The following is a 12,408-nucleotide window of genomic DNA, read 5'->3' as shown; positions in this document are numbered from 1 at the left end:
CGCTCGATGATCATCCGTCAATGTGGCCGGAGATCGCGTACCACCCGAGAAGGAGCGCTTCCCTTGCGCCTCAAACGAATGCTGCTGTCCACCCTCGCGCTGGTGCTCGTGCCCGTCGGCACGAGTGTCGTGCTGGCGCAGCCAGCCCACGCCGATCCCACGTTCCCGTTGTACGGGCCGTATCCGGCCACGACGGCGATCGACGGGCGTGGCAGCATGAACCCCGACGACCGGGACGCCATCGACCTCTACACCACCGGCGAGCAGATCTACCTGCGCTGCCAGGATTCCGGCCCGTCGGTGGGCGGCAGCGGGATCTGGGACTACACCCGTGAGGGCCACTGGGTCCCGGACGCCTACGTCCGCACCGGCGTCAGCGGGTTCGTCTCCGGTGTGCCTCGCTGCCTGGCGCTGGGCATCGACGGGCACGCGTCGACGGGCACCATCCACGGCCCGTACTCGGCCAAGGTCGACATCGACGGCCGGGGCAGCGCCGACCCCAACGACCGGGTCCGCACCGACGCCTACCTGGCCGGCAGCCTGCTGTACCTCAAGTGCCAGGACTATGGCGTCGCCGTCAACGGCAGCACGCTGTGGGACTACACGTACGACGGCTACTGGGTGCCCGACGTGTACGTCAGCACCGGCACCAGCGGCTGGATCTCCGGCATGCCGTCGTGCTCGTCCCTGGGGATCAACGGTGGCGTGGCCGGCAACCCGAACGGCGGGCGTCAGTTCCTGACCCGGACCACGCTCAACGGCTACCACGGCAAGAGCCTCGGCGCGACCAGTGTGGTGGACAAGTACGCCGAGGGCACCTACATCACCGTGATGTGTCAGGCGTACGGCGAGGCCAACTACGGCGGCTCGACGATCTGGGACAAGACCAGCGACGGGCTGTGGGTGGCCGACTACTACGTGCGGACCGGCTCCACCGACATCGTCATGAATCGGTGCGACAACGACGGCCCGTCCGGTGGCGGCAACCGCTTCCTGGTGAAGACGACGCTCAACGGCTACCAGAGCAAGAGCCTCAGCTCGACCAGCGTTGTGGACAAGTACCCCGGTGGCAGCTACGTCACGATCGTCTGCCAGGCGTACGGCGAGTTCAACTACGGCGGTTCGGCGATCTGGGACAAGACCAGCGACGGGCTGTGGGTGGCCGACTACTACGTCTATACCGGCGATGACGACATCGTCCTGAGCCGCTGCGACAGCGACCCGAAGCCCACCGGCGGCCCCGGCAACCCGTCGGTGCCCGGTGACCCGACCCCCGGCTCAGTCTCCGACTGGCAGATCCGCGACAAGATCGTCAACGCCGCGCTCAGCCAGGTCGGCGTGCACGAGTGGGGCGACAACTGCAACCCATACGGCCAGAGCGGCGTGCAGTGCGGCTGGGCGTGGTGCAGCATGTTCGCCAGCTGGACCTGGCGCCAGGCCGGCATCAACGTGTTCTTGCCCTACAGCGGCAGCTTCTACAACTGGGGCCAGGCGCGCGGCCTGCTGCGGTCGAAGAGCAACATCCGGCCCGGCGACGTGGTGCTGTTCGGCAGCAGCTCCGGCGCGAGCAACCACATCGGCGTGGTCGCCGGCGTCGAACCGGACGGGCGGATCACCACCATCGAGGGCAACTGGGGCAACCAGGTGAAGGTCGTGGGCCCGTACGACCCGTACAACCCCGGGCCGACCCACGAGAACATCTACGGGGTGGTGGCCCCGGTGAACGACTCCTCCGACGTGTGGCAGAACGGCGCCGTCACGTCCGACGCCACCTGCACGGCGGAGAAGTCCTCGAACGGCGTGGACTATCAGCTGTGCCAGGAGGTCAGCGGCACCCTGGTGCGGTCGGTGGTGGCGGTCTGGTCCAGCAAGGACCAGGTGGTCCGGGCCAGCGTCCACCTCGGCGGCGCCGGTGACTGGGACTCCGTCGTCTGCCAGTCGACCATGCTCAGAGCCAACACCTGGCGAAAATGCGCCACCGCCTGGAAGACCATCAAGTATGGCGGCGCGGACGCCGACGCGACCGTCACCTCCGGCGGCAGTGAGCGTCCCGAGCTGCACACGGGCGTGCTGAAGCTGCGCGGCTGGGCGCAGGAGAAGGGCAACTACTGCGGCCCGGGGACCCTGCAGGCCGCCGCGGCGAGCATGGGCATCTCGACCGTGCCCAGCCAGAACGATCTGGCCAGCCAGTCCCACACCAGCTCCACCGGCACGCTGCCGTCGGACATGGCGTCCACCCTGTCGGGCCACACCCCGATCGGCATGGGCTACGACCTGTACGGGTGGTACTCGTTCGGCGACAGCAACCTGCCGCTGGAGTACGGCATCGACCGGGTCCGCCGCGGCATCAAGCAGGGCCAGCCGTCGATCCTGCTGGTCAAGCCGCAGCTGCTGCCCTGGGGCACGTCCGGCGGCAGCGGCCTGCTCCGCCACTACGTGATGATCTACGGGTACGGATCGGTCGACAGCACCGCCGGTGCGACGGGCGAGTACACCAGCACCTTCAAGGTCTGGGACCCGTGGGACGCGACCACCCACGACATGACCCTCGACGAGCTGATCACCGCGGCGAACGCCGCCGAGGTGCCCGGCGACATCACGACCATTTCGCCGAAGATCTGACGCACCGCGCCGTCGTGCGCCGCGTGAACCGCGGCGCGGCGCACGACGGCACCTGGCGGATGTCACGTCAGGTCCAGGAAGGATGACTTACCCGACAACTGACATCCTGGAGTCCCGACGGCTGCTTCGAGCGCCTGGTTGGACTGGGCTGTCGCCCAGGCCGAGCCGGTCGGCCAGCCCGTGCACCACTGGCGCCAGGACGGACGGCGCGGGTCGCCGGGTGACCAGGAAGAGGGTGAAGCGACCCGGCACCGGCGCTGTCGAGACCTGCTCGTCCGGGGCCGCGGAGAGTCTGGTGCACGACGGCGCCGTCTCGATCGGGCTGCTCGCCGGCGGGGTGGTCATCGGCGTGGCCGGTGCCGGTCCCACGCTCGTGGTCGTGGATGCCGCTCAGGTCGCCGTCGGACTCCTCGCCGGCCCTGGCTGCTCCCGGTTCCGGATCCCGCCCCGCTTCGCACCCGGCCGCCGGCCGGTGCTGGAGCTGCTCGCACGCTGGGCGGACGAGCAGCTCCGGTGACCGTCAGGCGTCCGGCAGCCGGTTCGCGGCGACCAGTCGGCGGTACCAGTGGGCACTGTCCTTCCAGGTGCGGGCGAGGGTGTCGTAGTCGACCCGGATGATGCCGAACCGCCGGTCGTACCCGTACGCCCACTCGAAGTTGTCCAGCAGCGACCAGACGAAATACCCGCGGACATCCGCTCCCCGCACCATCGCGTCGGCGACCGCGGCGACGTGCCGACGCAGGTAGTCCACCCGCCGGTCGTCGTGGACCGCGCCGTCCGGCGCGACGACGTCGTCGAACGCGGCGCCGTTCTCCGTGATCATCAACGGCTGGCCGGGGTACTCCCGGTGCAGCCGCAGCAGCAACTCGGTCAGGCCGCCCGGGTCGATGTTCCAGCCCATCGCGGTGTGCGGACCGGGTTGGGGCAGGAATTCGACATCGCCGGCGCCCACCCACGGCGTGTGGGCCGACTCGCCGTGTCCGTCCGCCTCCGATCGGGGCGATTTCCCGTCCCAGGCCCGCACCAGAGTGGTGGCGTAGTAGTTGACGCCCAGCACGTCCAGCGGCGCCGCGGCGATCCGCTCGTCGCCGTCGCGCACGAACGACCAGTCGGTGACCGCCGCGGTGTCGGCGAGCAGGTCCGCCGGGTACGCCCCGTCCAGCATCGGCCCGAGGAACGCGCGGTTGGCGAGTGCGTCGATCCGGCGTACCACGTCGCGGTCGGCCGTCGAGTCCGACGCCGGCCGGAGCACGTGCAGGTTCAGCGTGACCGAGAGGAGGGCTGCCGGGGCGAGGTCCCGGATCACCCGGCCGGCGAGGCCGTGCGCCAGGTTCAGGTGGTGCACGGCGGCCAGCGCCGCGGCGGGTTCGGTGCGTCCCGGCGCGTGCACTCCGGAGGCGTAGCCGAGGTATGCCGAGCACCACGGCTCGTTGAGCGTGGTCCAGGTGTGCACCCGGTCGCCGAGCGCCCCGACGATGCCGGCGGCGTAGTCGGCGAACCGGAGCGCGGTGTCCCGGGCCGGCCAGCCGCCCGCGTCCTCCAACTCCTGCGGCAGGTCCCAGTGGTACAGCGTGGCCACCGGCTGGATGCCGAGGTCGAGCAGCCGGTCCACCAGCCGGGCGTAGAAGTCGACCCCGGCGGGGTTGACCGCGCCCGCGCCGCCCGGCTGCACCCGTGGCCACGAGATCGAGAACCGGTACGCCCGGACCCCCAGCTCGGCCAGGTGCCCGAGGTCCTCGGCCCAGCGGTGGTAATGGTCGGCTGCCACGTCGCCGGTGTCCCCGTTGCGGACTCGGCCGGGCGTGTGGCTGTAGGTGTCCCAGATGGACGGCCCTCGGCCGTCCTCCTTGGCCGCGCCCTCGATCTGGTACGCCGCGGTGGCGGCGCCCCAGACGAAGCGCTCCGGAAAGAGGAACCCGCTCATTGCGCCACCTCCACCACGTATCCCGACGAAGTGCCCGCCACCAGGTCGGCGCCAGCCGTCCCGTTCTCGTACCGCACGTCGAACTCGGTCCCCGCGCCGCCGTCCGGCGCCGGCACCCGAACCCGGGTCCGCTGCCCCTCGACCGGTGCGAAGAGCCGCAGCCGTACGTCGTCCGCCCAGGCGTAGTCCGGTCGATCGTCGACCGCGCCGAAGGGGATGACCGCGCCGGGCCGGGCGAGCACCGGCACGCTGTCGAAGTCGTGCTTCTCGGTGACCCAGCCCGGGCCGGTGACCTGCGCGCCGCTGACCAGGTGGGTCCAGGTGCCGGCCGGCACGTAGTAGGTCACCTCCCCGTCGGCGCTCAGCACCGGCGCCACCAGCACGTCCGGGCCGAGCATGTACTGCCGGTCCAGGTACGGGGCGGTCGGGTCGTCCGGGAACTCCAGGATCATCGGCCGCATCACCGGCACCCCGTCCCGGTGCGCCTCCTCGGCCGCCGCCGCCAGGTACGGCATCAGGCGCAGCTTGAGCCGGGTGAAGTGGCGCAGCACGTCGACCGCCTCGTCGTCGTACGCCCACGGCACCCGGTAGGAGCCGGACCCGTGCAGCCGGGAGTGCGAGGAGAGCAGGCCGAAGGCGATCCACCGCTTGAACACCGCCGCGTCGGGCGTGCCCTCGAAGCCGCCGATGTCGTGACTCCAGTACCCGAACCCGGACGCCGCCAGCGACAGCCCGCCCCGCAGCGACTCGGCCATGGCGACGAAGGTGGACTCGCAGTCGCCGCCCCAGTGCACCGGGAACTGCTGCCCGCCGGCCGTCGCCGATCGGGCGAACACGACCGCCTCGCCCGCACCGCGCTCGGCCTCCAGCAACTCGAAGACCGTCTTGTTGTAGAGGTGGGCGTAGTAGTTGTGCATCCGCTCCGGGTCCGACCCGTCGTGCCAGACCACGTCGGTGGGGATCCGCTCGCCGAAGTCGGTCTTGAAGCAGTCGACTCCCATGTCCAGCAGCGTCTTGAGCTTGTCGGCGAACCAGCGCGCCGCGTCCGGGTTGGTGAAGTCGACCAGCGCCATGCCGGCCTGCCACTTGTCCCACTGCCAGACCGAGCCGTCTGGGTTGCGGACCAGGTAGCCGGCCCGCCGCCCCTCCTCGAACAGGTACGACCGCTGGGCGATGTACGGGTTGATCCAGACGCACACCTTCAGGCCACGCTCGTGCAGCCGGCGCAGCATGCCCTCCGGGTCGGGGAAGGTCTCCGGGTCCCAGATGAAGTCGACCCAGTGGAACTGCCGCATCCAGAAGCAGTCGAAGTGGAACACCGACAGCGGCAGATCCCGCTCGGCCATCCCGTCGATGAACTCGGTCACCGTCTTCTCGTCGTACGAGGTGGTGAACGAGGTGGACAGCCACAGCCCGTACGACCACGCCGGCACCCGCGCCGGCCGGCCGGTCAGCGCCGTGTACCGGCGCAGCACGTCCTTCGGGCTGGGGCCGTCGATCACGTGGTAGGTCAGCGACTGCCCCGCCACACTGAACTGGGTCTGCGACACCACCTCGGAGCCGACCTCGAAGGAGACCAGTTCCGGGTGGTCCACGAACACCCCGTACCCGGCGCTGCTGAGGTAGAACGGCACGTTCTTGTACGCCTGCTCGCTGGCCGTGCCGCCGTCGGCGTTCCAGATGTCCACGGTCTGGCCGTTCTTGACGTACGGTCCGAACCGCTCGCCGAGGCCGTGGATCGTCTCGCCGACGGCCAGCGCCAGCCGCTCGTGCACGTACTTGCGGCCCTCCGCGTCGGTGACGATGCCGATGCTGCGCTCGGTGGAGGAGGTCACCAGCCGGTCCCCGCGGAGGAAGTCGACCCGCCAGGGGCCGACCAGCGCCACCCGCGCGGTCAGGTCGCCGGTGGTCAGCGTCGCGGTGATGCCAGTGACGTCGACGTGCACGGGATGGTCGCCACGCTCGGCCAGCGCGAAGCGGGGCTCTCGGGGCAACCCGCCGCTGTGGTGGCCGATGGTCACCCCGACCACGCCGGGCGCGGGAGAGAAGAACCGTACGGTGACCACCGGCCGGTTGAGGGTGTCGCCGCGTCCGGTGATCCGGCCGGTGGGCGCGAAGACGGTGAACCCGCGCTCGTCCGGCTCCACCGACTCCACCGTGCCGGGGCGCAGGACGCTGACCCCGGGACGCAGTTGCCAGTATCCGTCGGTGAACTTCACTTCTCGGCTCCCGCCGTGATGCCGCGCGCCAGGGTGCGCTGGAAGATGAGGAAGAAGAGGACCGCCGGGACGAGGCTGATCAGCGCACCGGCGTTGGTGGTCGGGGCGTCCATCAGCCGGTCGCCCTGCAACGACGCGAGTGCGACCGGGACGGTCTGGGTCTGGTTGTCGATCAGCATGACCAGGGGGATGAGGAACTCGTTCCAGGTCCAGATGAAGAAGAAGACGAGCAGCACGGCGAGGGTGGGCCGCAGGTTGGGCAGCACCACCCGCCACAGGATCCGCCACTTGCCGGCGCCGTCCAGTGCCGCCGCCTCCAGCAGTGGGCGGGGGAAGGTGCCGAGCACCGAGGCGAGCAGGTACGTGCCGAACGCGCTCTGGATGACGGTGAAGATGATGATCACGGCGAGCCGGGTGTTGTAGAGGCCCGCCTCCTTGGCGAAGTAGTAGAGCGGGTAGATCAACGCCTCCTGCGGGAGCATGTTGGCCAGCAGGAAGAGGCCGATGATCCAGAGCCGGCCGCGGACCCGGCCGACGCCCAGCGCGTACGCGTTGAGCAGCGAGACGACCACCCCGAGCACCGCGACGGCGCCGGAGATGAGAAGCGAGTTCCACAGCTTCTCCGGGAAGTCGACCTGCTCCCAGTAGGTCCGCAGTCCCTTCGGGTAGAACTCGGACGGCCAGCTCAGCGGGCCGTTGGTCGAGTAGTCGGCGGGCGACTTGAAGGCGTTGAGCAGCATGAACGCGAACGGCACCAGCATGGCCAGCGCCGCGGCGGTGACCAGCACCAGCACGACCCACCGGGCGGCACCGCGGTGGTGCCGGTCGGGAGCCCGCCGGGCGCGGCGGGCGGCGGCCGCCGGGCTGAGCGTGACGGCCATCAGAGCCCCCCGTCCCGTCGCTCGGCCCGGCTCTGCGCCCGGATGAACAGCACGCTCACCAGCACGATGATCAGCGTGAGCACCATCGAGATCGCTGAGCCGTAGCCGACGTGCAGCTTCTTGAAGAACGTGTAGTAGGCGAAGTAGGACGGGACGTTGGTGGCATTCTCCGGGCCGCCCCGGGTCAGCGCGTAGATCGGCCCGAACACCTTCATGGCCGCGATGGTGCAGGTCAGCCCGACCACGAAGGTCTCCGGCCGGATCTGCGGCAGGGTGATCGCGCGGAACCGGCGTAGCCAGCCGGCGCCGTCGATCTCGGCCGCCTCGTAGAGTTCCGGGTCGACCCGCTCCAGCGCCGCCATGAAGACGACCACCGGATAGCCGAGCTGCACCCAGATCATCACCGCCATCACCGCGGGCAGCGCGGTGTCCGGATCGCCGAGCCAGTCGTGCCGCAGCGAGCCGAGGCCCACCGCGTCGAGCAACCCGTTGAACGCGCCGTCGGGCCGCAGGATCCAGCCCCACACGATGCCGGCCACCACGACCGGCAGCACCTGCGGCAGGTAGAAGGCGGCCCGCAGCGCGGCGGCGGTGCGGGGCCGGAACCGGCGGCCGATGGTGTCGAAGAGCGCCGCGGCGAGCACCAGCCCGAGCAGAGTGGGCAGCACCACCATCGCCACGATCATCGCGAGGGTGTTCCCGAACGACGTCCAGAACACGTCGTCGTGCAGCAGGTTCCGGTAGTTGTCCAGGCCGATCCAGGTCGGGTCGCCGACCCCTGACCAGCGGGTGAGGGAGAGGTAGCCCGTGTAGACCAGAGGGCCACCGATCACGAGCAGGAAGAGCACCGCGCCGGGAATCAGGTAGAGCCAGTACGCGGCGTCGGGGCGCACGGGGCGGCGGCGCGGGGTGGCCGCCTTCGGGGCTGCCGGGGTCGCCCGTCGGCGGGCGACGACGGTGTCGGGCACTGCCATGGGAGGTCCTTCCGGGGTGGGGCGGGCGCGTCACGGCACACCCGCCCCGCCGTCGTCAGCCGCGCTTGATCTCCGCGACGCCGTCCTGGTAGGGCTTGGCGATCGCGTCGAGCACCTGGTCCGGCGACTTGGACTGGTTGATCAGGCTCTGGAAGCCGGAGACGAGCACGTCGTAGTAGCCGGGCACCGGCCAGTCGGGGTAGAACGCCAGCCCGTCCTGAGCGCTGATCGCGTTGAAGTTCTCAATCAGCTTCCGGTCCTTGGAATCGCTGATCTTCGCCGGGTCGCCGGCGACCGGTACGCCGCCGTTGTTGCCGATCAGCGCCTGGATCTCCGGGCGCATGGTGATGTCGATGAAGTCGTACGCCAGGTTCTTGGCCTTGCTGCTGGCCGGGACCACCCAGATGTTGCCCGACGAGCCGGCGTTCAGGGTGTTGCCCGGGAACAGGAAGGTGTCCCAGTTGAACTTGATCTCGCTCTTGAACCGGCCGTACCACCAACTGCCGGAGACGATCATCGGTGCCTTGCCGGAGATGAAGGTGGTACCCATGTCCTCGGCCTTCAGGCTGGCAGAGTCCTTGGACACGTAGCCCTTGCGCACCCACTCGGCGAAGGTGTCCGCGCCGTACTTCAGAGGGTCGGCGTGGAAGTCGACCGGGTTCTTGTAGAGCTGGTAGTTGTCGACGAACGACCGGTCGGCCTTGCTCAGGGCGAGCTGGTAGAAGAGCTGCCCGGCCGGGTACTCGGCGCCGGCCATGCCCAGCGGGGGGACGCCCTTGCTGACGAAGGTGTCCATCGCCGCGGTCATCTCGGCCAGCGTTGTCGGCACCTTGACGCCGTACTTGGTGAACAGGTCCTTGTTGTAGTACACCATCACGTACTCGCCGTAGTTCGGCACGCCGTACCACTTGCCCGAGCCCATCACGCCCTTGTCGTCGTACCGGGCGGTGCTCTGCAGGCTGGGGCTGAGCTCCTTGTCCCAGCCACGCTTGGTGGCCTCGTCGGTCAGGTCGGTGAGCAGCCCCTGCGAGGAGAGCAGGCCGGCGGTGGCATTGCCCTTGTTGTACTCCATCACGTCCGGGCCCTCGGACGAGTTGATGATCATGCCGGCGTTCTGCTGGATCTGCTCGAACGCCTTGCGCTCGAAGCGCACCTCGACGCCCGGGTGCTCCGCCTTGAAGGTCTCGATCGCCTTGTCCCAGGCGATCCCCATGGCGCTGTTCGCGCCCTCGTAGTGCCAGAGCTTGAGGACCTTCGCCCCACTGCCGTCTTCGCCGTTGTCGCCGCCGCAGGCGGTCACGCCGGTCGCCGCGAGCGCGGCCACCACGGCCGCCGCGGCGACTCTCCGGAGTCGCTGCATTGCTAGTCTCCTTGGTGAGTATCGAGCTGGTGCTCCCTCGCCCGTCGTCGCGTGGCAGCGCGGCGGCGGGCTGCTTCCTCGGTATGCGCCGGTGCCGGCCTGGCAGGGCCGGCGCCGGTGGTGCTGTTCCCGCCCGCCGTGCCGGGCGGTCCGCTCGACCCGCGGACCTCCAGTAGGCAGGGCAGCAGTTGCTGGTGGATCTCGCCGCTGTCGGCGTCGAGGTGCCGCAGCAGCGTCTCGACCGCGATCTGGCCCAGCGCCGAGCCGGGCGAGGTCATCGCGGTGAGCGGCGGTGTCGCCAGCTCGGCGACCTGGGGTGAGGTGACCATGGAGACCACCGAGACGTCACCGGGCACGCTCAGCCCGCGACCGGCCAGCTCACCGAGGATGCCGAAGACGGCGCTCTCGTTCATGGCCAGGACCGCGGTCAGGTCCGGGGCCTGCGCGAAGGCGGCGCTGACCGCCGCCCGCCCACCGGCCGCGCTGTCCTCGGCGGGGATCATCAACGGCTCCAGCCCGTGCCCCGCCATCGTCGCCGCGAACGCGTCCCGGGTGCGCAGCGCTGGGCCGTAGCCGTGCGCGATGGCCGCCGGGGAGTGATTGACGTAGACGATCCGCCGGTGCCCGAGCTCCACCAGATGGTCGACGGCGTCGCGCACCGTCCGATCGAAGTCGATGTCGACGTACGACAGGCCGGCCGGGTCCTCGGTGCGGCCGATGAGCACCAGCGGCACGCCGACCTCCTGGAGGACGGCCACCCGGGGATCGGCGAGCTGCACCTCCATCAGCAGCGCCCCGTCGAGCATCCGCTGGCTGGCCAGCCGCCGCAGCTCGTCCAGGTCGTCGACGCCGACCGGGGAGAGGACCAGGTGGTAGCCGGCGGCGCTGGCCGCGGCCGCCGCGCCGGTGACGAAGGCAGTCTCGGTGGCACCCAGGCCCCGCTCGTCCATCGGCATGAGGAGCCCCAGGATTCGGCTGCGCCGGCTGGCCAGCCCCCGGGCCATCGCATTCGGCTGGTAGTCGAGCTCCGCCATCGCGGCGAGGACCTTGTCCCGGGTGGCCTGAGAGATCGGGCGGGCGCCGGTGAGCACGTACGACACCGTGCTGACCGAGACCCGGGCGAGGCGGGCGACGTCCTGCATCGTGGCCATCCCGCACCTCCTCCCACCAGCTGTGGGATCGCTCCCGAGGCGTTGTCGAAGCGCTTCGACTAAGCGTTTCGACAGACGGTAGGTCACGTGTTAAGGGCACGTCAATAGCCGATTACGAGGAGCGATCCGGCCGGGCAGCGGGGCCGACCGGGTAAGTGCCTGCGACTGGGAGTCGTAAGGACAGAGCGTCGCTGCGCTGATCCCGGCCGGGGCGATCGGTTCGGTGCTGGTCGGCGTCGGTTTGCGGTCCAGCGGCCGGAAGCTGGTGGGGCAGAAATCCCCGACGGTGACCGAGGGAGCCGGGTCGGCCCCATCGGGCATAGGCGACGACGTATCAGTCGATGTTCAGGGAGAAAAGAGCCGCCGCGTTGTTCCAGCAGACCGCCCGCAGCCAGTCGTCCCCGAGGTCGAGGCGTGCCAGCCCGGCGAGCTGCTCCGCGTACGGGTACGGAATGTTCGGGAAGTCGCTGCCCAGCAGCACCTTGCCGGCCAGCCCCAGCTCGCGCAGCCGGGGCAGCTCCCGATCCGGGAAGGGCATGAACCGGTCGAAGAACGAGGTGAACGCCATGGTGGTGTCCAGGCACACCCGCTCATACTGCTCCGCGAGATCGAGGAAGGCGGCGTAGTCCGGCGCACCCAGGTGCGCCACGATCGCGGCCAGCCGGGGATGCCGGGCGAGCACCGCGGCGAACGGTTCCGGTCCGGTGTGGGCGGTGCCGACCGGCGCGTGCCCGGCGTGCACCACCACCGGCACCCCGGCCTCGGCGAGCAGCACCCATACGGGATCGAGTGCCGGATCGGTCGGCCGGAACGCGCCTACCTGGATGTGCACCTTGAACACCCGTGCTCCGGCGTGCAGCGCCTCCGCGACGTAGCGGACCGCGTCGGGTTCCGGGAAGACGGTGGCCGAGGGGAGGCAGCCGGGGGTGCCGGCGGCGAAGTCGAGCGTCCACCGGTTCAGCGACTCCGCCATCCCGGGCCGGTGCGGGTACGCCAGCGCGGTGAACGCCCGGACGCCGAGCCGGCGCAGGTGGGCCACCCGATCGGCGTCGCTCCACCGGTACCGGATCGGCCACTCGGTGCCGACCAGCGGGCCGGCCGCGTCGAAGTACGCCCACACCTTGCGCAGCAGCCGGGGCGGCAGGAAGTGGGTGTGCACGTCGGCGAGCCCGGGCAGGCCCAGCCGCCGCCAGAACGCCGGCACTGCGGCGTCCTCGGCCGGCGGGCCGGCGTGGTCCGCCGGCCCGGCCGTCGCCGGCGACGCGGCGGCCGGCCCG

The 12,408-nt window shown here is 70.4% G+C and carries 9 protein-coding genes; 2 read left to right on the top strand and 7 right to left on the bottom strand.

Features of this window, described 5'->3' with window-relative positions:
* The first annotated feature begins 63 nt into the window (after window positions 1-63).
* Together ACFYML_RS25505 and ACFYML_RS25500 are read left to right on the top strand one after the other, a co-directional pair.
* Window positions 64-2,622 (top strand): CHAP domain-containing protein, encoded by a 2,559-nt coding sequence (locus ACFYML_RS25505; protein WP_387423030.1) that lies wholly within the window; start codon window positions 64-66, stop codon window positions 2,620-2,622.
* A 220-nt stretch (window positions 2,623-2,842) separates the two neighbouring features.
* Window positions 2,843-3,139, top strand: coding sequence for a hypothetical protein (locus tag ACFYML_RS25500; RefSeq protein ID WP_387423029.1), 297 nt, complete (start codon window positions 2,843-2,845; stop codon window positions 3,137-3,139).
* 3 nt (window positions 3,140-3,142) lie between these two features.
* On the opposite strand, the gene ACFYML_RS25495 is transcribed toward ACFYML_RS25500, so the two are convergent.
* The 7 genes from ACFYML_RS25495 to ACFYML_RS25465 form a co-directional block, all read right to left on the bottom strand.
* Window positions 3,143-4,546, bottom strand: a complete 1,404-nt coding sequence (locus ACFYML_RS25495) for a GH1 family beta-glucosidase (RefSeq protein ID WP_387423028.1) — start codon at window positions 4,544-4,546, stop codon at window positions 3,143-3,145.
* Entirely contained in the window at window positions 4,543-6,765 is a 2,223-nt protein-coding gene (gene yicI / locus ACFYML_RS25490; protein ID WP_387423027.1) for an alpha-xylosidase, read from the bottom strand. The genes ACFYML_RS25495 and yicI overlap by 4 nt, the downstream gene beginning before the upstream one ends.
* Window positions 6,762-7,646, bottom strand: a complete 885-nt coding sequence (locus tag ACFYML_RS25485; protein WP_387423026.1) for a carbohydrate ABC transporter permease — start codon at window positions 7,644-7,646, stop codon at window positions 6,762-6,764. Before ACFYML_RS25485 ends, yicI begins: the two co-directional genes overlap by 4 nt.
* Entirely contained in the window at window positions 7,646-8,620 is a 975-nt protein-coding gene (locus ACFYML_RS25480) for a carbohydrate ABC transporter permease (RefSeq protein ID WP_387423025.1), read from the bottom strand. The genes ACFYML_RS25485 and ACFYML_RS25480 overlap by 1 nt, the downstream gene beginning before the upstream one ends.
* A 55-nt stretch (window positions 8,621-8,675) precedes the next feature.
* Complete coding sequence (locus ACFYML_RS25475; RefSeq protein WP_387423023.1) at window positions 8,676-9,980, bottom strand: ABC transporter substrate-binding protein; 1,305 nt, start codon at window positions 9,978-9,980, stop codon at window positions 8,676-8,678.
* 2 nt (window positions 9,981-9,982) lie between these two features.
* Complete coding sequence (locus tag ACFYML_RS25470) at window positions 9,983-11,131, bottom strand: LacI family DNA-binding transcriptional regulator (protein WP_387423022.1); 1,149 nt, start codon at window positions 11,129-11,131, stop codon at window positions 9,983-9,985.
* Between the two features lie 334 nt (window positions 11,132-11,465).
* Window positions 11,466-12,335 carry an amidohydrolase family protein gene (locus ACFYML_RS25465; RefSeq protein ID WP_387423087.1) on the bottom strand — a complete coding sequence of 290 codons (870 nt, stop codon included), beginning with the start codon at window positions 12,333-12,335 and terminating at the stop codon, window positions 11,466-11,468.
* Between the last annotated feature and the right edge of the window lie 73 nt (window positions 12,336-12,408).

The sequence above is a fragment of the Micromonospora sp. NPDC007230 genome (assembly GCF_042869115.1).
Lineage (GTDB): Bacteria > Actinomycetota > Actinomycetes > Mycobacteriales > Micromonosporaceae > Micromonospora.
Note: the sequence above shows the minus strand (reverse complement) of the source record. Positions and strands in the feature narration are given on the sequence as shown.

Bases quoted from the DNA above. Each gene is read 5' to 3' on its own strand.
- ACFYML_RS25495 (WP_387423028.1), bottom strand. From the start codon at position 4,546: ATGAGCGGGTTCCTCTTTCCGGAGCGCTTCGTCTGGGGCGCCGCCACC.
- ACFYML_RS25475 (WP_387423023.1), bottom strand. From the start codon at position 9,980: ATGCAGCGACTCCGGAGAGTCGCCGCGGCGGCCGTGGTGGCCGCGCTC.
- ACFYML_RS25480 (WP_387423025.1), bottom strand. From the start codon at position 8,620: ATGGCAGTGCCCGACACCGTCGTCGCCCGCCGACGGGCGACCCCGGCA.
- ACFYML_RS25470 (WP_387423022.1), bottom strand. From the start codon at position 11,131: ATGGCCACGATGCAGGACGTCGCCCGCCTCGCCCGGGTCTCGGTCAGC.
- ACFYML_RS25485 (WP_387423026.1), bottom strand. From the start codon at position 7,646: ATGGCCGTCACGCTCAGCCCGGCGGCCGCCGCCCGCCGCGCCCGGCGG.